The sequence below is a fragment of the Shewanella sp. 10N.7 genome (assembly GCF_020806285.1).
GTDB classification, from domain to species: Bacteria; Pseudomonadota; Gammaproteobacteria; order Enterobacterales; family Shewanellaceae; genus Shewanella; species Shewanella electrodiphila.
On record NZ_JAJGZS010000040.1, the window covers coordinates 1 to 19,035 of the forward strand.

At 38.4% G+C, this 19,035-nt stretch carries 21 protein-coding genes and 1 pseudogene; 10 read left to right on the forward strand and 12 right to left on the reverse strand.

The window, feature by feature from the left end; genetic code table 11:
- The first annotated feature begins 473 nt into the window (after window positions 1-473).
- The 4 genes from LMH66_RS19045 to LMH66_RS19060 all read left to right on the forward strand — a co-directional run bounded on the left by LMH66_RS19045 (window position 474) and on the right by LMH66_RS19060 (window position 2,207).
- Window positions 474-1,040, forward strand: a complete 567-nt coding sequence (locus tag LMH66_RS19045; protein ID WP_229372326.1) for a low molecular weight protein tyrosine phosphatase family protein — start codon at window positions 474-476, stop codon at window positions 1,038-1,040.
- 30 nt (window positions 1,041-1,070) lie between these two features.
- The gene (locus LMH66_RS19050; protein WP_102526435.1) at window positions 1,071-1,313 is read left to right on the forward strand and encodes a hypothetical protein; all 243 of its coding nucleotides are present in this window, start codon (window positions 1,071-1,073) and stop codon (window positions 1,311-1,313) included.
- A gap of 98 nt (window positions 1,314-1,411) precedes the next feature.
- Window positions 1,412-1,804, forward strand: a complete 393-nt coding sequence (locus tag LMH66_RS19055) for a hypothetical protein (protein WP_229372328.1) — start codon at window positions 1,412-1,414, stop codon at window positions 1,802-1,804.
- A gap of 121 nt (window positions 1,805-1,925) precedes the next feature.
- On the forward strand, window positions 1,926-2,207 hold the full coding sequence (locus LMH66_RS19060) for a hypothetical protein (protein ID WP_229372330.1): 282 nt from the start codon (window positions 1,926-1,928) through the stop codon (window positions 2,205-2,207).
- A 50-nt stretch (window positions 2,208-2,257) separates the two neighbouring features.
- On the opposite strand, the gene LMH66_RS19065 is transcribed toward LMH66_RS19060, so the two are convergent.
- The 4 genes from LMH66_RS19065 to LMH66_RS19080 all read right to left on the reverse strand — a co-directional run bounded on the left by LMH66_RS19065 (window position 2,258) and on the right by LMH66_RS19080 (window position 6,072).
- On the reverse strand, window positions 2,258-3,424 hold the full coding sequence (locus tag LMH66_RS19065) for a glycosyltransferase family 4 protein (protein ID WP_229372332.1): 1,167 nt from the start codon (window positions 3,422-3,424) through the stop codon (window positions 2,258-2,260).
- A gap of 228 nt (window positions 3,425-3,652) precedes the next feature.
- Window positions 3,653-4,591 (reverse strand): SPFH domain-containing protein, encoded by a 939-nt coding sequence (locus tag LMH66_RS19070; protein WP_102526431.1) that lies wholly within the window; start codon window positions 4,589-4,591, stop codon window positions 3,653-3,655.
- Window position 4,592: 1 nt separating this feature from the next.
- Window positions 4,593-5,528 (reverse strand): SPFH domain-containing protein, encoded by a 936-nt coding sequence (locus LMH66_RS19075; RefSeq protein WP_102526430.1) that lies wholly within the window; start codon window positions 5,526-5,528, stop codon window positions 4,593-4,595.
- 67 nt (window positions 5,529-5,595) lie between these two features.
- On the reverse strand, window positions 5,596-6,072 hold the full coding sequence (locus LMH66_RS19080; RefSeq protein WP_229372334.1) for an NfeD family protein: 477 nt from the start codon (window positions 6,070-6,072) through the stop codon (window positions 5,596-5,598).
- A 418-nt stretch (window positions 6,073-6,490) separates the two neighbouring features.
- Between LMH66_RS19080 and LMH66_RS20585 the strand changes: the two are divergent.
- Window positions 6,491-6,691, forward strand: a pseudogene (locus tag LMH66_RS20585) (hypothetical protein).
- Between the two features lie 11 nt (window positions 6,692-6,702).
- Here the strand turns inward: LMH66_RS20585 and udp are convergent.
- Window positions 6,703-7,461: a uridine phosphorylase gene (gene udp / locus LMH66_RS19090; RefSeq protein WP_229372336.1), complete on the reverse strand. Its 759-nt coding sequence runs from the start codon at window positions 7,459-7,461 to the stop codon at window positions 6,703-6,705.
- Between the two features lie 305 nt (window positions 7,462-7,766).
- On the opposite strand from udp, the gene LMH66_RS19095 reads away from it, so the two are divergent.
- On the forward strand, window positions 7,767-7,976 hold the full coding sequence (locus LMH66_RS19095) for a YdcH family protein (protein ID WP_102526427.1): 210 nt from the start codon (window positions 7,767-7,769) through the stop codon (window positions 7,974-7,976).
- Window positions 7,977-8,097: 121 nt separating this feature from the next.
- Here the strand turns inward: LMH66_RS19095 and LMH66_RS19100 are convergent, their stop codons facing one another.
- Complete coding sequence (locus LMH66_RS19100; protein ID WP_229372338.1) at window positions 8,098-8,562, reverse strand: hypothetical protein; 465 nt, start codon at window positions 8,560-8,562, stop codon at window positions 8,098-8,100.
- 283 nt (window positions 8,563-8,845) lie between these two features.
- Between LMH66_RS19100 and LMH66_RS19105 the strand changes: the two genes are divergently transcribed.
- From LMH66_RS19105 to LMH66_RS19115, 3 genes are all read left to right on the forward strand, one after another.
- Entirely contained in the window at window positions 8,846-9,685 is an 840-nt protein-coding gene (locus LMH66_RS19105; protein ID WP_102526425.1) for a mechanosensitive ion channel family protein, read from the forward strand.
- A 280-nt stretch (window positions 9,686-9,965) separates the two neighbouring features.
- The gene (locus LMH66_RS19110; RefSeq protein ID WP_229372340.1) at window positions 9,966-10,382 is read left to right on the forward strand and encodes a hypothetical protein; all 417 of its coding nucleotides are present in this window, start codon (window positions 9,966-9,968) and stop codon (window positions 10,380-10,382) included.
- The gene (locus LMH66_RS19115) at window positions 10,379-10,582 is read left to right on the forward strand and encodes a helix-turn-helix transcriptional regulator (protein ID WP_102526423.1); all 204 of its coding nucleotides are present in this window, start codon (window positions 10,379-10,381) and stop codon (window positions 10,580-10,582) included. The genes LMH66_RS19110 and LMH66_RS19115 overlap by 4 nt, the downstream gene beginning before the upstream one ends.
- A gap of 34 nt (window positions 10,583-10,616) precedes the next feature.
- Here the strand turns inward: LMH66_RS19115 and LMH66_RS19120 are convergent, their stop codons facing one another.
- Complete coding sequence (locus LMH66_RS19120; RefSeq protein WP_229372342.1) at window positions 10,617-11,072, reverse strand: GNAT family N-acetyltransferase; 456 nt, start codon at window positions 11,070-11,072, stop codon at window positions 10,617-10,619.
- Between the two features lie 217 nt (window positions 11,073-11,289).
- On the opposite strand from LMH66_RS19120, the gene LMH66_RS19125 reads away from it, so the two are divergent.
- On the forward strand, window positions 11,290-12,003 hold the full coding sequence (locus tag LMH66_RS19125) for a DUF3313 family protein (RefSeq protein ID WP_229372344.1): 714 nt from the start codon (window positions 11,290-11,292) through the stop codon (window positions 12,001-12,003).
- 61 nt (window positions 12,004-12,064) lie between these two features.
- On the opposite strand, the gene LMH66_RS19130 is transcribed toward LMH66_RS19125, so the two are convergent.
- From LMH66_RS19130 to LMH66_RS19150, 5 genes are all read right to left on the reverse strand, one after another.
- A complete protein-coding gene (locus LMH66_RS19130) occupies window positions 12,065-12,838 on the reverse strand; it encodes a radical SAM protein (RefSeq protein WP_229372346.1) in 774 nt (257 codons plus the stop codon).
- A 413-nt stretch (window positions 12,839-13,251) separates the two neighbouring features.
- Window positions 13,252-14,451: a hypothetical protein gene (locus tag LMH66_RS19135; protein WP_229372348.1), complete on the reverse strand. Its 1,200-nt coding sequence runs from the start codon at window positions 14,449-14,451 to the stop codon at window positions 13,252-13,254.
- A 437-nt stretch (window positions 14,452-14,888) separates the two neighbouring features.
- Window positions 14,889-16,058 (reverse strand): PIN domain-containing protein, encoded by a 1,170-nt coding sequence (locus LMH66_RS19140; protein ID WP_267869225.1) that lies wholly within the window; start codon window positions 16,056-16,058, stop codon window positions 14,889-14,891.
- Window positions 16,059-16,720: 662 nt separating this feature from the next.
- Window positions 16,721-17,389 carry a hypothetical protein gene (locus LMH66_RS19145; protein WP_229372350.1) on the reverse strand — a complete coding sequence of 223 codons (669 nt, stop codon included), beginning with the start codon at window positions 17,387-17,389 and terminating at the stop codon, window positions 16,721-16,723.
- Window positions 17,390-17,476: 87 nt separating this feature from the next.
- Window positions 17,477-18,517 (reverse strand): hypothetical protein, encoded by a 1,041-nt coding sequence (locus LMH66_RS19150; protein WP_229372352.1) that lies wholly within the window; start codon window positions 18,515-18,517, stop codon window positions 17,477-17,479.
- Window positions 18,518-19,035: the final 518 nt, after the last annotated feature.

The window sequence follows — 19,035 nt, forward strand, 5'->3', positions numbered from 1 at the left end:
CCTCAGATTGAGCCAAGGATGGCGAATCTGAGGCGGTAGTAAATTAGCTCTGTAGCATGAGGAAAAACACTTCGCCGGAGCGGCAGAACTCTTTATATATTAATCAGCGAGAAGGGAAATGCTGTTGTTTCCCTTTCGTCTGGTGTGGGCGAAGCGCCACGACTTTGAGCTATTCCAAACATCGCTAGACAATGAAACAAGGTAGCTAACTCTAACTCCATGATAATTATCAATTTAAAGAATAATCATTATTTTTCAGCCACCTTTATCAGGAAAGCTCGTTTAATTTTAAGCTGTAAAAAATAAATTAGCATTTATATCAAGCAGATAAAAATGTAGGATGATATTAATCAATAACTTAAGCCGCCTACTTTATCACCCGAGCCGTTTAATAAGCTGTTAGGGGCTTTAAGCTCCGCACCAAATCTCACCGTATTATTGCGGCTGCTGAACCCGATAAATTGATGAGAATTATGGATAACGACAGAAATAAAGCTTGGAGACAGGCAAAGAAAGAATGTAAAAAACTCAAAGAAGATGGACATATTGAGAAGCAATTTACTCCAGAGAAAAACTGGAAGCTTATGTACATTCGCTCGAAAAAATTAAAACGAGCTAAACAATTAGGGATTGATTACCCTCCAATAACATTGAGACAAAAATTAGATGATGAAATGCCAATTGAGGACAGTAATGTGAAAAAAATCCTCTTTATATGTAGTCGTAATCAATGGCGTAGTCCTACTGGAGAGCAAGTTTGGAAGAACCACCCCGAACTAAACGTTAGATCAGCTGGTACGAGCCCTAAAGCTAAAAGAACAGTAAACGTCAAAGATATTCAATGGGCAGACGTGATTTTTGTTATGGAAGAAAAGCATAAAAACAGGCTTAAAGCTGAATTTACGAGGCTACTAAATTATAAAGAGATTCAAGTATTAGATATTCCTGATGATTATCAATATATGGATAGTGAGTTGGTAGAAATTATGCAACAAACAGTGGGCAGCTACCTAAGTATTAACCCGTTAATTGGGCATTAGCTGCAAAAATATAAATCTAAAGGATTAGTTATGAATTCATTGTCAGAAATTCGTTTTTGGGTATTCTTACTTATTCTGCCCTTTGTCATTATTGGTGCAGTTTATAACATTGGATATTTGGTTGGTTACAACATCATGTCACAAGGGGTCGGTTTGCCATTAAATTATGGCTCAATGGGTCTTATTGCTGCTGGTTTCTGTTCAATTCGACCTTTTATTGAAACCGTTGGCGAACTCAAAATTAAAATTTCTAGCAAATGTTCAGTAAACTAGAAACCAGCTAACAGGATATTAAGCCAGGACTAAAAGAGTTCATTTACTTGCTTACTGTGATACACCTAATTAGCAGACGATATGTGGCAAGGATAGCTATGAATTGGAATCGAATTATAAAATATTGCTTTATTCTTGTTATAGCTCAAACAGGATTAAGTACACTACTATCAGTACTTTGGGGAGTAGATTATTATTCACCTAAATCTTTAAATGAACTACTTATTTATCAAAAACTACCATCTGCGCTTTTAAGTATTTTCATTTTAACCATCTATGCTAAACAACAGGTTAACCGAACAATCCTTCACTTAGCGTTATCCTTTTCAGCTTGTTCATTGCTAAGTTTAACGATGAATTTATTACTGCTAGGAGAGTTATTTATTCCTCCTATGTGGAGGATTAATTTCCCTATTGATGTAATCACTGTTTTAGCTGCATTTTATTTAGGTAAGTATTTTCGGGGCATCAATAAAGAAGCCGCACAGTAAAAAATTTAACCAATAGAACAGTTACCTACTCTTCTTTCGCCGCTTAATTTGACCAGCTAGTTATTGCTCTGTAGTGTAAATATTTCCTTTTAATTGAATGGATTCAATAATGAATAAATGGATGATCAATAAACAAATTTTTATGCTTGGCTTTTTACCTGTTTTAGGTTTGCTAGTAGCACTGCTTTTGAACGATATTGCAGGCCCTGCTTATACAGGTTCAGTTAATCAAAGTGCTTTGCAGTTATATTTTATCGGTTCGATTATCTGGTCGTTTTTGGCCTTTTTCATTGGGGTATTTATGTACTCAAAATGTAGTTACATGAATCACATAAAATTTATACTTGGCTTGTTTTCTGTAGGTTTAGGGGCTGCGCTACCTTGGTTAATCGGCATATCATAGTAATTAATCGCCTTTAAAATCATTAGGGCGGCTTAACTTCTTTTCTATTACTAACTTTCCTTCTTGTCTTCTAAAAGCTGCTTAAACAAACTTTTCCATGCTTGTTGTAGCTCAAGCCATTGCAGGGCTTTCCACTGTTCAATGTAGTCAGGATTGGAGTCGACTGAGCCAACAGCCGTGACTTGGCTGTCTGCAACGACTTGGCATTCTTCTGTCGCTTGAGCATCCACCAAGGAAGTTGCTGCTGTTTGAGATAAAAAATGATTAATGGCATCTGCAATCGAATCAGCTGAAATAGGCTCTGCAATAGCTGTGATCGCAGATTGATGACCATCATCAATTAGGTGATGATCAGTGTGTTGGTTAATTTGATCGCCTAAGCCATCCACTTGGCTTGAAATAATCGGTTTATTCATTGCTAGTGATTCAATGAATATCAGCCCAAATGGCTCCCATCTTGACGGGATAATGACGGCATCACAGGCTTGTAAAAAACTGGGGACATCATCTATTTTACCGACAATTTCAACATTAGTTACCTTTGCTGCTAACGCGTTAAGCTCGTCGAGTTGCCCACCTTCTCCAGCTAACAATAATCGACACGGTGACTTCACCTGCTGCATGGCTTTAATTAGTAAATCAAAGCCTTTTTGAGGGTGAAATCGGCCATAGGCGGCTAACACCGGAGCCTCATTAGCGTTTAGCTTATCTTGGCTTTTGTTAGGGCTTTTGTTAGGGATTTGACTAGCGATAACACTGGCGGTAAAACGAGTTAAGTCCCGTCCCTGCCCTAATAAAGCGATTTTTTGCTGAGAAATAAGCTTATGTTCTAGCATCCATTGTTGCTGTGAAGGTGCGATGGCGATGACTTTATCCATCAGCCAATAATTCAATTTCAGCATTAAATAAAAACGCTTGGGAGATCTAATTTGTTCACTGACAAAAGCGGCGCTGTAATGATGCTCTTGCAGCACAAATGTGGTGTTTGGATGACGCCATTTAAACTGAATAATGTTGAGCAGGTTTCGCCAGTTTGATGCCCCATGAAGGCAGATAATGTCGGCATCGCTATTGATATTCACAGGCGTTGAAAAATCGATATATTGAATATCGAATGCAAAGTCATCTTGCAACGTGGAGCCACACAGGCTTTGCAGCGCAAAATTAACGCCGCCCATGTTCGGGTCATCGACACAATGCAAAATCTTAGGTTTCATCAAATTCCATCATTGATAAGTTAAAACAGAACAAGGCAAGCAGCCAGTTAATTAAACATAACGTTATCTCATTGATTTCGCAAAGGCTTCATTTGATAGTAAAGGTTAATCGTAATACCCGCTTTAACGATCAAAAAAAGAGGCTAGCGTAGTGCTAACCTCTTTTAGTTTTTTTTATCTAGGTTAACTTAATACTCAGCGTTTTGAGTTAACCAAAGCAGCTGAAAGCTATTTCTTCTTTTCGTCTTCAAGACCCATGCTATTTAACCAGTAGTCGAAGTTAATCATACTGCCGGGTAAGACCACACGATTGTCTTTGTCGCTTAAGCCACCCAGTTGTTTAAAGTACTGCTCACCGAGTTGCAGGCGCAGCGCACTTTGACCACCGGGTTTTGAAATCACTACAGCCAACTTTTCAATCGACTCTGCTGTTGCTTTAGCAAGGGTTAAAATTTCCTCAGCTTTACCTTCAGCTTCGTTGACAATACGCTGCATTTCACCTTCTGAGCGGTTAATGGTTTCAGTCATGATACCTTCAGAACGGTTGATTTTACTTTGCTTATCACCTTCACTTCTTGCCAGTAATGCACGGCGCTCACGCTCGGCGTTCACTTGCATTTCCATGGCATTTTTAACGGTTTCTGGTGGAGTAATATTCTTGATTTCATAGCGATGAACTCGAATGCCCCACATAGCGCCCGCTTCATCGAGTACTTCAACCACTTTAGCCGAAATGACGTCACGTTCTTCAAAGGTGCGGTCTAAATCAAGCGTACCAATCACTGAACGTGTGGTGGTTTGTGCTAGCTGAATCGCCGCGTAACGGTAATCAGTAATACCATAGCTCGCTTTAACTGGATCAGTGACTGAAATATAAATCACTCCATCCACTTCAACATTCACTTCATCACTTGAGAAACATTCTTGTGGTGGCACATCAATGGTTTCTTCTTTCAAGTCATGTATATAAGCCACTTTATCGATAAACGGCACCAGTGCGTGAAAGCCTGCATCTAAGGTGCTGTGATACTTACCTAAACGCTCAACAATATAGGCCGATTTAGTCGGTACTAAGCGAATAGATTGAAATAGCTTTAACACGAAAATGAGAAATATCGCGCCCCAAATAATCATCACAACAAAATCGGTATCAATTCCATTTAACATATTAACGTGCTCCTTTTGTTGCTGCCGGTGCTTTAGCTACCGCGTGAGTCACTTGCTCCATGCCCTCAAAGAAGCCTTCAAGCTTGGCCATTTCAGCCGGGACAATCGACACTTGAGATTCAGACAAGATACTACCGACTTGGCTGATGAACTGCTCTTTAAGCATCATATTCATTGCATCGTTGCCGCCTTCATTATCAAGGGCGGTACAAATCATATTCATGCCTTCAGATTTAGCTTGAGCAATAATCGTTATCTGCTGACCCGAGCCTACTGCTTCATTAATTCGTTTCTGTTTTTGCCCTTCGGACAAGTTAATTGCCTCTTGGCGTTCACCTTGCGAAATATTAATCATCGCGTCTTTTTCAGCATTAGCTAAGGTAATCTCAGCACGTTTACGACGCTCGGCTTCCATTTGCTTTTCAAGCGTATGGATAACGTGAATTGAAGGGGTAATATTTTTGATCTCGTAACGCAGTACTTTGATCCCCCAAGGATCGGATGCCTTGTCAATCTCACGAACGATAGATTCGTTTAAGCTGTCACGTTCTGAAAAGGTTTGCGACAAGGTCAATTTACCAATCTCTGAACGCATGGTGGTTTGTGCAAGGTTAACGGCAGCGCGGCGGTAATTCTCAATACCATAACTGGCTAACTTACCGTCCATGACTTTTAAATACACTAAGCCATCAACTTCTAGCTGGGTGTTATCTTTTGAAATACAGCTTTGTGGCGGGACATCTAATACTTCTTCACGGGTATCGTGACGGTAAGCAACGCGATCCACAAATGGCACTAAGAAATGAAATCCAGGTTTTAGTACGGTTCTAAATTTTCCTAAACGTTCGATCACATTGACCTCACGCATAGGCACTATCAACATCAGTTTATAAAGAATAAACATGATAAATAAAAATGCGATGGTTAGTTCAAACATACTTCCCCTTCCTTTTGTAAATATGATTTTTACTTAAATTCGATGAGTGTTAAAGCGCAATAACACTTTAATTCGGTGTTTCAGGTTCTGATTCAACATAAGGCTCAACAATCAATCCGATGTTCTCACGACATATAATACGCACTTTGCTGCCTGATTTGATCTCGGTGCCATCACCTAATGCAGGCCATTCAGTGCCAGAGAACGTCACACGTCCTTCATGTTCACCGGGGCCAATATCCGCTTTTACCGTGACAATTTGATTATATAAATCCATTTCTTCATCGGTATTATCCACATGAGCATCACCACCAATCATTTTTTGAGTGATATGGCGAAAACTCAGTAACAACACGATTGACGTAATAAACCATAAGGTAAAGCTTTGTGTTGCGCCGTCAACAATCCCTGCAAACAATGCAGCAGCGACGATAACACATGCAGCGCCGAGTAAGATTACGATGCCGCCCGGAACGATAATTTCCGCGACCATTAAGATAAGACCAACAATTAACCAAATGCTGGTTGGATTTGAAAACTCCATATACCCCCCTGTAAAAACGTTATCATAAAATCCTTTAAGCTATAAAACCCTGTTCGGCATCCTCTTTAGTTGGGATAGCGTGAATTGTATAGACTTGATAACTGTTGGAATGCCTAAGGCATAGTAGTAAAAATATTAATGAAAATAGTAGTAACAATGACGACAGATAATCGTTATCGATAATGTCTGCTAAATGCGACATATTATGTCAACAATACAGTAAAACGATGAAATTGCAATCACATTCCCTCGTTGAAGGGTTAGGTTTACATTAAAAATACTTCATCATTCGTAAAAAAAAGGCAACAAAAAAGGTGCCGAAGCACCTTTAATTACAATAAGTTAACTAGGGCCTGTTGAACTTTGCCGGTTAAGTTTTGTTCGAAATAAAAGCGTTTTAATTGAGGCGGATGGATTGATGCCTAGTCATCTAAGCAAGATTCATCCAACAAAGAGTAAAACGCTTTTAGTCGAACCCTTTGGGCAGCGTTTGTTGGCGATTTTTACTGCGTTATCGACTTTTTATGTAGAATAACTACACCACAAAGTCTCTGCCTTGTATAAATGGCCAACAATTCGCTGCAAAAACAACCTTGAAAGATCAACAGGCCCTAATTAGACTTAATAATATTAAGCCAATAACTTACGAGCAGCATCAACCACGATGGTAATTGCGCTGACTTCGGTTTTCTTCATCATCGCTTCATCAGGGATCTCTTGCTGAGTGCGATTTACGATAACACCCGCTACACACGCTGCGCGCCAGCCTTGAGAAGCACACATAGTGAATAAGGTTGCTGATTCCATTTCATAGTTAAGCACGCCCATTGACTGCCACTCTTTCATAGAACCTACAAAGCGGCTTGTCACGCGACCAGAAACGGTATCATAACGTTCTTGACCTGGGTAGAAAGTATCTGAAGAAGCGGTAATACCAACATGAGGCTCTAAACCATAATCGCGACATGCTGCAACCATAGCTGTCGTACAGTTAAAATCAGCTGCTGCTGGGAATTCAAGCGGCGCAAAGTGCAAGCTTGCACCGTCTAAACGCACTGATGCTTGAGTCACAATCACATCACCCACATTAACTTCAGGTTGAATCGCACCCGTTGTACCCACTCGCAAGAAAGTCGTCACACCTAATTGTGCTAACTCTTCTACTGCAATTGAAGTCGATGGACCACCAATACCCGTTGAGCAAACCACAACAGCTTTGCCATCAATGTAAGCAAGATACGTTGTATATTCACGGTGACTTGCTAAGAAAGTCGCGTTGTCCATTAATTCAGCAATTCGCTTAACTCTTTCTGGATCGCCAGGCACAATTGCCAAAGTTGCGCCATCAAGCATTTGCTTGGTTAAACCTAAGTGAAATACGTCGGCCATGTTGAAAACCCCTTTCATTATTGAATATAAAATCCTAATTGTGTCGACTTTAACCCACTATCCACTCAGTTAAGGTTAACTCGATCACATAAATCTTGATATTTATAAAACGATTGCCGTGGCAAATTTACAAGCGCAAACATCGTTAGCTAATTTAGCGCACCATAAACCACCTAAAAAATAATAGCTAATTTTAGTTCATTTAGGGCAATTTTACCCAATCAAGCAATAGTTGATCTTAGTCACGTTACCTAGGCAAAAGAGGGAGTAATTTTAAGTTAACAGTAACGAAAAGGAGTTGTTCTATGTTTCCAGAGTACCGTGATTTAATCAGTAAATTAAAAACATCAAATGCACATTTTTCTAGGATTTTTGATGAGCACAATCAGTTAGATGAAAAAATTAAGCATCATGAAAAGCACTATAATAGTGACACCACACCTGAACTTAAAATCCTTAAGTCGAAGAAGCTACATTTAAAAGAAGAAATTTATACCATGCTTAAAAAACAGTAAGCGGTAATTTCGCCTATTTACTGTAAGCATTTACGAGTTAACCTTGTAACGCAAGCAACAAAAAAGGACGCATAGGCGTCCTTTAGTTTTAGGCTAGATTAAGTCGCCTTTTTGAATTGAATTACTGCTTACTGATAGCTTCAACAATAGCGTCACTTGAGTCAAAGTTCTCAATGCTGACTACGGTAAATTTATCTAATACAATAACTGTTGCCATATCTTTTTCCGCAGGCCAAGAAGCTGTCACTTCACCTTCACGATCAAGCCCCATTGAAAAAGGTAAATCTTTCATTTTTGGGATTGCAACAAAACGAGCAATTAGTGAAGGCATGCCGCTGATATCAGCAATATAAGCCAAGTTTTCAGGCTTTTTCTCTGCAGGAATTGCTTCTAAGGCTTCTTGGATGAATTCGCCACCTTTCATACCACGGCTAAATAGTACAACTTGGGTTTGCTCGTTAATCACTAGCGGTTGTTCAAATTGATCTTCTAACGTCACAGGTTCAATTTTATCGTTCACAGCAAACACATTCGCTTGTGCCGTCGTCATAAAAAATAAACTTACTACAAATAAAATTGCTTTCATCTTGTTATTCCTGAAGTAGGGTTTAAAGCCTTAATCATAGAAAAAGTCTTCAAATAGAGGGTGCAATGCACTATACCTTAATGAGATTCCCTACCTATTAACTAGCCTGAAAAACTTGAGGTATCTCACGTATTAACGACATTAAAATTAATGAAATAGGATTAATGAATATTTTGTGAGTCTAATTGTGTAAAAACGTTAAAAAACAACCCAAGACAACACTTAATTACAACACTATAATCAGTGATTATCTGTTTATTCATCTAATAAAAAGACCATCATTATGAATGAGACCCCAGCAGGCTTAGATCAAGAATTAGCTCAACTGCAAAATGTTTATGAGTTGCTGACAGAGTTTATTGTCCAATATAGCTTCCAAATAATTGGTGCTATTATCATTTTGCTCATTGGTATCTGGATAGCTAACAAGATGTCTGATGTGGTGACCAATCAATTTGAAAAACATAATATTGATGTCACTTTAGGTAACTTTGTTTCAAACCTTGTCAGAATTACCATCATCGTCATGGTATCGATTATTTGTTTAGGCAAACTCGGGATCAGTGTGACGCCAATGGTCGCCGCTATTGGTGCTGCCTCATTGGGCGCTGGTTTAGCGTTACAAGGCATGCTTGCCAATTACGCTGCAGGCGTGACGATTATTGTCACTAGACCTTTTGTTATTGGTAACACCATCGAGATCCAAGGCGTGTCAGGTGTCGTACAAAAAATTCAATTAGGACTCACGATTCTGACTAACGAAGAAGGCGAGTTAATTCATATTCCTAATAAGCACATTGTTGGTGAAATCTTACATAACTCTCAAGAATACAAATTGGTCGAAACCAAGTTCAACATTGATTATGAAACCGATCCTCAAATTGTGACTACGTTAATTACTGACGCATTATTGTCTCAAGAGAAAGTGAATCAGTCTCGTCCGCCACAGGTTGGTATTAATGACTTTAATAGCATAGGAATGGAAATTGGTGTGCGTTATTGGGTACCAACTAAAAGTTATTATGAAGATAAATATCAAAGTAATTTAGCCATTTTTAGCGCATTAAAAACCGCTAGCATTACCATTCCTTGTCCGGTGAGAGAGATCCACCTACAACATTAATCCACCGTTAGTCGATCACTCCCTTACGCTTACTCAGCGAGTTATACTTATAACTCGCTGAGTGATTTATAGCTTATAGATTAGCAACTTAATAACTCCCCACCCTTTCAAAAAATGCCAAATAGTTCCCTCTAGCGCCTATAGCCATGTCGTGCTAACTTGATAAAATGTCGCTAAAACTTGACATTTTAATTTTTAAAGCACATATTTAAGTCAAGCTTACTTTACATAAAGACAAGTTAAGTTTAATTTAAAATCAAAATGGATAACAGGGTGTTCTATGAATGATTCAATGGATAATGATTGGAAAAAGTGCAACAGCATCAACACAATACGATTAGCTAAATGGACTGCAGCATGGGTGATAACGCTCGCAATAACGACTTTTGGGCCTATCTTTTTGTGGCCTGAAAATGACATCATCACGGTGGCTACAATTGGAGGAAACTTCTTGGTGGGTATCGGTATGATCTGGGCCAATAAACAACACCTCGCTTCTCTCGATGAGCTACAACAAAAAATTCAGTTAAATGCCATGGGCTTGAGCCTTGGAGTCGGATTAATTGTGGGTATTAGTTACTCAACCCTAGCTACAACAGGGATAATCAACGCTCATGCCGAAATTTCTCATCTTGTCATCGTCATGAGTTTGACCTACATGGTCGGCATTATATTGGGTAATAGGAAATATCGATGAATAACAGATTAAAAGTGCTACGGGCAGAGCACAATTTAACTCAGGCGCAACTGGCTGACTTATTGAATGTATCCAGACAGACTGTTAATGCGATTGAAAAAGGTAAATTCGATCCGAGTCTGCCTTTAGCCTTTAAAGCAGCAAGATTATTTAAGCTCACAATTGAAGATATTTTCCAAGATGAAGAGGCCGTATCTTGAATAATAAAAGCAGTTAATAGTGCGTTTATTTCGCTTATAAACTCAGGGTCATAAACACACTATTAGCGTCTGCTTTATAATCTGCAAAGGGGCCGCATTCAATAAAACCATGGCGAGCATATAACGTTCTTGCTGGGATAAAAAAGTCCATGGAACCCGTTTCTAAGTTAACTGTTTTAGCCCCTCTAGCTTTAGCCTCATTGAGCATAAAGGTCAATAAAGTAGCTGCAACACCACGGCGGCGAAATGCATTCGATACCCGCATAGATTTTATTTCAACATCCTCTACTGAATATCGATTAATCGCACCACAGCCTGCTAGTTGGTTGTTTTCCCAAATAGTCCAAAAGTCGATATGAGGTTGGCGCAGCTTAGATAAATCTAATGCGTGCACACTGTCGGCAGGTGAAGTCGCATACATATCTTGTAAATGCTCACCCAATAACTTTGCCACATCATCGCCTGTGAGGTCGTCGAGTCTAATATCCATATTTATCATTCCTTTTGCTACTCATTCTCTTTTTACCAAGCTTACTTGGCTATTACAACTACCACTTTAATGACGCTATAACCTTGTATCGCAAAGATAAAATAGTTACCCATAATATCTTAGCTTAACAGAGACTAATGCTTTGATTGACGCTTTGATTGACTCTTTTGATTAAGCTGCCATATTTACTAACAGTATTATTTAAGGGATTAATCATATGCGCAATCGTCAGTTTTACCCAGCTATTCTAGTGACCAGTATATTGTTCAGCCTTATTGGCTGCGCCTCAGGACCTGCGACACTGCAACAAGGCCCTGATGCTGAAACCACTAAAGATGGTTTAGTTAAAGTCGATAATTCAAAGCTCGCACTTTCATATGCAAGACCCAATGTTAATTGGCAGCAATACAGTAAACTGTATTTTAAACCGGCAAAGGTCACCAACGATCACCCTGATGATTATCGCGCGCCGAAAATTGATAGGCAAAGTGACGGTTTAAACGCAACCTACGACCTACCTCAAGAGTCATTAGATAAAATGGCGCTACAATTTTCAAAGACCGTTGCCGATGTGTTTAATAGCGAGCAGCCTTTTGAGCTAGTCACGCAAGCTGGGCCAAATACATTAATCATTGAAACTGCAGTCACCGATATTCGCTTAACTGCTCCGATCGAAAAGTCTCGCAGAAGCTTTAACTCATCAGGAAAAACATACACCCAAAGCTCAGGCTCGATGGTGTTATTAGCCGTGCTTAAAGATGCTGAAAGTGGCGAAGTGTTAGCGAAAGCTGCCGATCGTGCGATGGGATTTGATCAATGGCGTCAAAACACTCAAGTATTTAATTGGGGAGATGTCAAAACGGTTTATCGTCGCTGGGCAAACGACTTCAAAAATGCCTTAATTGAAGCCAATGCTCAAACTGGAAACTAACATTTTACATTCATTAGTTTGAATCAAGCGCCTTAGGTAAATAGCTTAAGGCGCTTGTTGCTTATAAGCCTCGTTGCCATTCTTGGCGAAGTGGAATTGTCCCTGTAATTGCATCAGAAACTTGATTCAATAATTGTTGTTTATCCTTGCCAAGTACACCTTTTAGCACTAAATAATTAGAAGCGTGATCGGATCTAAAAATGGTCTTGGTGAGATCAAGCTCTGATAATAATGTTTGCATCTCATTCAACAGCCCAAGTTGATCAGGTAATTCAAATTTACCATCAAACACGCTATCCATTTTCTCAGTGCCTAAGGGTAAGGTGACCACTAAAGTCGAAAGATAATCAGGCTGGGCAGCATTCATTAATTTCGCTGAAGCTTTAGCATGTTGTTGCGATAATTGTTTACCGCCAAGTCCCATTAAAATCATCACCGACGACTTCATGCCCGCTTGCTTGATTTTTTCAAGCGCCATTAAGGAACTTGCGTAATCCTCACCTTTTTTAATCTTAGTGAGCACTTCGTCATCGCCACTTTCACAGCCTACATAAAGCAATGACAGCCCCATATCACGCAGTTCTGACAACTGTTCGACCGTTTTATTGGTCAAATTTCGTGGTAAGCAATAACTACTGATACGCGTCACGGAAGGTAAGTGAGTATTAATTAATTGGCATATTTCTTTTAATCGCTTAAAAGGCAACGTCATCGCATCACCATCTGCCAAGAACACCCTAGAAATGGGATGACCAGACGCGGCAGCAGCTAAGATATCCTGCTCAATCTGCTCAATTTTAGTTGCTCTAAACTTTTTTTGCTCTTGGGTGTACATGTAATCGGTATCACCCCCAAAAGAATACCAAATAAGATATCTAGTGAGATTTAATTTACATTATCTATTTAATTACAGTAACTAACGTAAAAAAAATTAGTACCCAAAATAGTACATTAAAAGGTTAGTATACTATTACTAATAAATAAATTTGAATACTACGTTGTAGTGCCATGTGAAACTGGCCGTTATATTTGAGCCTAACCAACTTATTTTTGGACAAAAGCTTGTTAGAACATTAGGCCTAATTAACCTGCCATTTTTTGAAAAAGCATTTTGATTATCCCTAAAGCCCTAATTAGATCCTAACTATTCATCACTTTTTAGTGAAATTTCACTCTGGCTAAACCTATTACACTTTCACTCGGTAGCATTTATTACTCGATATTTAAATCAGTTGGAGTAACGAATACTCATATATCGTCAGTCAACTCTAGAAATGAGCTGAGGTTTTTTTCCACAAACCTGTTGGGTTTCCACCCTCCAATTAACTTTTCTAGTAAGAATGTATCAGCAAGAGAAAATGCATGACCAGTGATAGGCTCAATAGCCCCAACAACCCCAGTAAAAACGTATCGAAGCACCTTACTTGGTATAGATTGTGCCCAACCTTCAGAAGAAACAGCTTTTAAATATTCTGCTACTATTTCCTGATCTGGGTTTACATTGACTAACCACGATTTAAATTTGGCAGACCGATCAAGAAGAGATAGAAACTCATCAAATGTTTTAGCTTTAGAATTAATCAGATCTTTTATTCTCGGGGCTTCAGCGGTTACAACGCGTGAAAAATCTGAAATATTTTGTTGTTCAATACTGATTCGTTTTAATAAGCCAGAACATTTTAAATCTATCATTCTGGAGGATAGATTTGATGTATAAAACTCTCCGCCAAAGTGCGAAGCAAATACTAATTCATTTCTTGTGTTTAAAATATCCAGCATCAGATTAGTTTCGTTAAAACCCATCTTTATTCCTGCTTTAACACTTTGAATATGTGATAGTTTTTCAAAATTCAGATTTGTATTTATGTGAAACTGTTTACCTTCTTGATACACTTCAAAATCAAAATCAGGAGGAGTAGCTGAACTACCAACCCTATCTTCCAACCCTAATCTTACAGCGGATTTTAAATATTCGTTGTCCAGCAAATCCATGTTAGCAGCACTTAGAATGCCACCTTCTATATAGTGATCATCAGTTAGCTTTCTAAATGGTACATACCCTCTGAACCTTTCAAAATATCTTTTAGATTGTTTTTTATCATATCTCCCTTGAACCATTAAAAGATGCTCAAATCTTTTCTTTTGGGTGGGTAAGTTTCCAACCTTATCATTACCAACTATCTGCATAGCTTCAAAAGAGTAATACTGACTACCATTGATAACTGTAGGCATAACAGTGAGCATATCTTCGGTATAAACTGCAGAGATATTAGGCCTGGACAAAAGAGATAATAATGTCGGCATCCCTATTTGATGGATTAGACCCGTGAGGCTTCCAAAATCAAGAATAATATGCACATTTTGATAAAACAATAGTGCTTCAGCTAATTCACCTGCAGTTAATGCAGCTCCATTTTCAGACCTACGCAATATTACCTTTTCAAACAAAGTACCTCCTTAATTTACGGTTGTATACCAAACACGGTCTTCTTTAGGAGGGTATTATTGTGGCTTCTTTTTTTTACCCTCGGATTGGCAAGTTAACTTGAAAATACCCAATGCCTATCATTGAGTATTTTTCTTCTAGTGGCAATAGTTAGTAGCTCACTTTGGGGCATAAACGATCAGAACATTGAATCGAATTAAGGTGACATTGATTCGAAAAAGTATCTTAATTTATTTGAAATCTTTAATTCGCTCCGACCCCTTTATCTGATATCTGTTTTGTGGGAGAGGTCTAACGTTGTTTGTTGGTGGGGTTGTGGCAAGTTTGATCTGATGTAAGTTTTGTGGGGTAGAGAACATAATACGGTAGGCACATGATGATGCACCTACCAAGCTTGTTAATCACTGGACTGATAATGAATAGCGCGTAGTGATATCTGTTATTTGAACATATCGACTTCTACATCGTCAAAGTCGAAGGTTATCGTTATTGGGTTATCAATGACATGAAGGGTTCTACTATCTCTCTGTATTTTCTCTATATCCATTTCACCTTCGATGCGAATAATGGAAGTTCCATATATTCTAACTGAAACTGACTGAGTTAAGTCATGGATGCCTTCACCATTCGTACTGTGAGTCTCTACATCGAGAACGGGGTCATCCAAAAGCTCCTGAGCCGACTGGTATTCAGCACAATAAGACATTTCAGCCTTAGCTTCACATGTAAAATCGAATGAATATTCATTCTGGTTTAGTAGTTCTACTTCTGTAATTTCTAGGTTAGTAATGTTGTCAAAACCAGATATTGATGTACCAAAAATATAAAGCCCACCTGTATCAATAACGGCTACATTAGCTTCATCTAAGAATATATCTTCTATAAACTCTGATTCAGTGTGTAATTTTTCTAAGAACAATCTCTGAAATTCTTCAGAGCCAAAGTATTCTCGAGCTAAACCATTGACTCTGAATAAGGCCATGTTTGCATCTAGTTCTGCAAATTTATCGACATTTCTTTGTTCGCTTAAAAATGAATCTAAAGAATTTGCAATGGGTAATTTTCCGGCTCTTACAAAGTGCTTATATAAAATCCCGTCGTTTAGGATTGCAGTTAGTTCCCCTACATTCGCATGGATGCTATTGATTGTTTTTTCGATAAACGAGTCAGGGAAGTCATCTTTATTTTGTGGCTTGCGAAAAGCATTCTTGCCAGCAAAATAATCCATCATTACGTCTAGAGTGCAGTCATTAGGAATTGGAACTATTTCAACATTATATTTACGCACCCACTCGTCAAAATCTAAGCGTAGCTCACCTTCAATTGTTTCCATTAGTTGCTCTAAAGAATGCTGAATCGTACTAATTTCACCGTGAATGTCTCGATCTTGTAAGGTTTTCTTAGAAAGGATTTCTTTAACGCTATCTTTCGCCGATATTAGTTTGGTTCCGGACTCTGAAATTTTTTTATTCAAGAACTCCATCTTGACTAACTCAGGGACAAACACTCTTACGTGTTTAGATAATACTAACCGATGCAACTTCAACATAGGAACTGAGGATAACCCCTCTTTGTAAAGAATGTTTGTATCTAACACCACATTGATCATGCCACATCTCTTCTTTTTAAATTAGCCGCTTAGGTCACTAGAATAGACCGACATTAGCGTAGTACTAAGACGGTATCAAGTAGGATATTTGGTTAATGAGATGAGGGGAGAGTGAACGGTAGGTAATTGGCCTTTCAGGTATAGAGGCTGAGCCGGAATTGGCGTTATTTCGTTGGTACTATGGCTTTGTTGAAGTCTGTAACAGTACTGTAGCCCTCCGTGGTGAGATAAGGTTTTCCTTAAGAAGATTGGGTTCAGGTCTTGTATTTTGTTTGTCCATTAGCATATGTATGGCAAACGTAATTAGCTGAAGACTACTCCACCTGGTGAGTTAAAACACTTTGGGGAATAAATAATTTAGTCGCCCTAACCCGTTTCTGGACATGAATGAGTCAGTGATTTTGCTAAATTAGCACTTAAAGGATTACCTCGGGTATTGCAAAACCTCTAATTAAGTGGCCAAATTCACTCAGACACTACAATAATCGGTGACTCGAAAATGCACAAAAACGTTTTGGAGTTAAAGCTTTTCGAGTGAAGAATTTCATTAGAGGAAATAGCAAATAGGTATGCGGTAACGCTGCAAAAAGCGGCTAGAAATGCTTTGCTAAAATTAGTGTGCGAACTAAGCCAAGCTTTTTAATTCGCACTTGATTGCCTTTTTAGTTGCCCGGCTTTACTCTTGAACTTCGTAATTCTGCCGTATGATAATAACCACCAGAGTAAGACTTTCCTAGCTTAAGAAAGAGACCACAAGTAACAAGACTCAAACCAATGATTGAGATATAAAACCAACTAACTGATGCGTTACAGTCAAATTCTGGGAGGGAATAAAATACTAATATCCCCCATAACAGAGTTACATATAGACTTATAAGCTGATTTATTTTTGACACTGACAACTTCGAAGGCCCGGTTAACAGGTGAACAGCTTTATCTTTACACGTACCATTTTGATTTCTTGATAGAACGACTTTATATAATGGACCTGTAACATCATCTTCTAATACATCTACGTGTTTTTCCCAATTTTCTTGCCAAAATTTACTCCCTCTATTTACACAAAACCACGCAAAAGAAAAAACAAAACCTAAACAACTAATGATAATAGACAAGTCAATTTTTGTTTCTGAAGTCGAAGCTTGAATTGCAACGAAACCAGCAAAAGTTGCGGCAATAAATGTCCAGAAGTATGTAGCTCTTTTCCAGTAAAGATCTATCTCAAATTTGCGAATATCAAGAGCTTGATCAAGTGCCTTTTCCTCTTTCCCTCTAAATTTTGATATATGCTCGTCTGGAGTCAATTTTTTTGTGCTACTGCTGTTCGACATTACTAAACTCGATAGGTTAATAGATAAAGTTAGGGTAACTAACGTCCCCAATAAGGTGCACTGTAGGTGTCCCTCTTGATTGATTTGTTAAGTGCCGGTCGACGTCAATATTGAGAATATATATGCAGCTGCGAGCGAACTGCTTGCGGCAATAACCCAGGAAAGTATGCTTGGCCATGTTCGCTCTATGAATGATGGTTTAAGTTTTTGTAAATATATAGCTGTGTTGGGAATGAACTTATTATGGATAAATAGCAATGCATTTAAGAGTGCAAAAACAACAGCTATAAAAGCAGCTCTTTCATACCACTTTTCTATCTCAGGAATTGCTATGAGCATGGCAATGAAAAGAGCACCATTTAAATTAAGCCCGTATTTCCTGTAGGTGGTTATTAGGAAGTTTTGTTTTGGTTTTAGTAATTGATCAATGGATTCAGCTTTACCAAGAACCCAGGATTCATTAATACCTGAAACTCTTATCTCACTCTCGCCAGAAGCTACAAGCTCTACAACTACTACCCGATTTATACCATGAGCTTCTGGTTCTTGAATTACTATTTTTATATAATTCAGTTCTTCTGTTCCTTCGAGATTAGCAAGGAAGTCACTTGCATATTTAGTAACCTCACTACCTCGAATATTACAGGTTATAATTGCTTTCCCTTCAGTAAAGTCTCTTTTTATGAACTCTACTAGTTGTTTTATATCTTCGTTAAATAAACGAATCGAACCGATCTGAATTCTCTTATTATGTATTTGCTCTGGTACAAACTCAGAAGCTGCTGAATCTTGATCACTTTTACTTACGTCATGTGGAAAAGCATCAAAAGTTCCTGCTGTACCAAGTGTCGTTTCCCAGTCTCCACGAAAGTTTCCTTTGGGATTTAGGTGCCCTCGCACAGTAACAGATCCTTGTATGACACCTTCAATTTCTTCTAATGGGGTGCATTCCATAAGGATCTCATCGCCGATAGTACCGACATAGCTGTACACAGATACACCCATAACGCTATCCATAATTCGAACCATTCCTGATATTTTGTCGCCATCTTGAGATACGTCAAAAAAGAAGTTTCCGGTGTTTGTTCCATAGAGCCTTCCAGCCCATCTATTTGCTATTGTTTCCATGAAATCTCAAATGTTGAATTGGCACTTAACAGCTTATTAGCCGGAATTCTGATAATCCCCCTTGGGAATCTTACCGAGCTCTAACCATTTCCAATTTTATTTATTAGTAATATTAATAACTTATCATTAAGGCTCTTGTGAGGCAATGACCATTTCGCGTCGAAAGCGGGAATGTAGATGATCGAGAATTTTAGGGTTCATCATGTAAACTTCCTAAAATATAAAATTCATAATTTTTCAGAAACATAAGTTTATTCATTTCGTAAGACCAAGAGTTTTTCTTTTACTGTAGTGGTATAGATAATTTGGCCACTCAATTGAAGGTTATATTAGTTTTTGAGGGTAAATACAAACTGCTAAGCTTCGGGATATATCCATTTCAAACAAGTTTTGGGGCAAAAGTAAGACAGAATAGATCTACCAACTCGTTTCTAGACAGGTAAAAGTGACAAACTTTATTGTAACTGATTAAACTATATTGGCAGCCGACACTAATTTTTTAGGTGCGCTTTAATATG

Excerpts from the sequence above, each read along its gene's own strand:
- LMH66_RS19045 (WP_229372326.1), top strand. The coding sequence starts at position 474 with ATGGATAACGACAGAAATAAAGCTTGGAGACAGGCAAAGAAAGAATGT.
- LMH66_RS19050 (WP_102526435.1), top strand. The coding sequence starts at position 1,071 with ATGAATTCATTGTCAGAAATTCGTTTTTGGGTATTCTTACTTATTCTG.
- LMH66_RS19055 (WP_229372328.1), top strand. The coding sequence starts at position 1,412 with ATGAATTGGAATCGAATTATAAAATATTGCTTTATTCTTGTTATAGCT.
- LMH66_RS19060 (WP_229372330.1), top strand. The coding sequence starts at position 1,926 with ATGATCAATAAACAAATTTTTATGCTTGGCTTTTTACCTGTTTTAGGT.
- LMH66_RS19065 (WP_229372332.1), bottom strand. The coding sequence starts at position 3,424 with ATGAAACCTAAGATTTTGCATTGTGTCGATGACCCGAACATGGGCGGC.
- LMH66_RS19070 (WP_102526431.1), bottom strand. The coding sequence starts at position 4,591 with ATGTTAAATGGAATTGATACCGATTTTGTTGTGATGATTATTTGGGGC.
- LMH66_RS19075 (WP_102526430.1), bottom strand. The coding sequence starts at position 5,528 with ATGTTTGAACTAACCATCGCATTTTTATTTATCATGTTTATTCTTTAT.
- LMH66_RS19080 (WP_229372334.1), bottom strand. The coding sequence starts at position 6,072 with ATGGAGTTTTCAAATCCAACCAGCATTTGGTTAATTGTTGGTCTTATC.
- udp (WP_229372336.1), bottom strand. The coding sequence starts at position 7,461 with ATGGCCGACGTATTTCACTTAGGTTTAACCAAGCAAATGCTTGATGGC.
- LMH66_RS19095 (WP_102526427.1), top strand. The coding sequence starts at position 7,767 with ATGTTTCCAGAGTACCGTGATTTAATCAGTAAATTAAAAACATCAAAT.
- LMH66_RS19100 (WP_229372338.1), bottom strand. The coding sequence starts at position 8,562 with ATGAAAGCAATTTTATTTGTAGTAAGTTTATTTTTTATGACGACGGCA.
- LMH66_RS19105 (WP_102526425.1), top strand. The coding sequence starts at position 8,846 with ATGAATGAGACCCCAGCAGGCTTAGATCAAGAATTAGCTCAACTGCAA.
- LMH66_RS19110 (WP_229372340.1), top strand. The coding sequence starts at position 9,966 with ATGAATGATTCAATGGATAATGATTGGAAAAAGTGCAACAGCATCAAC.
- LMH66_RS19115 (WP_102526423.1), top strand. The coding sequence starts at position 10,379 with ATGAATAACAGATTAAAAGTGCTACGGGCAGAGCACAATTTAACTCAG.
- LMH66_RS19120 (WP_229372342.1), bottom strand. The coding sequence starts at position 11,072 with ATGGATATTAGACTCGACGACCTCACAGGCGATGATGTGGCAAAGTTA.
- LMH66_RS19125 (WP_229372344.1), top strand. The coding sequence starts at position 11,290 with ATGCGCAATCGTCAGTTTTACCCAGCTATTCTAGTGACCAGTATATTG.
- LMH66_RS19130 (WP_229372346.1), bottom strand. The coding sequence starts at position 12,838 with ATGTACACCCAAGAGCAAAAAAAGTTTAGAGCAACTAAAATTGAGCAG.
- LMH66_RS19140 (WP_267869225.1), bottom strand. The coding sequence starts at position 16,058 with ATGATCAATGTGGTGTTAGATACAAACATTCTTTACAAAGAGGGGTTA.
- LMH66_RS19145 (WP_229372350.1), bottom strand. The coding sequence starts at position 17,389 with ATGTCGAACAGCAGTAGCACAAAAAAATTGACTCCAGACGAGCATATA.
- LMH66_RS19150 (WP_229372352.1), bottom strand. The coding sequence starts at position 18,517 with ATGGAAACAATAGCAAATAGATGGGCTGGAAGGCTCTATGGAACAAAC.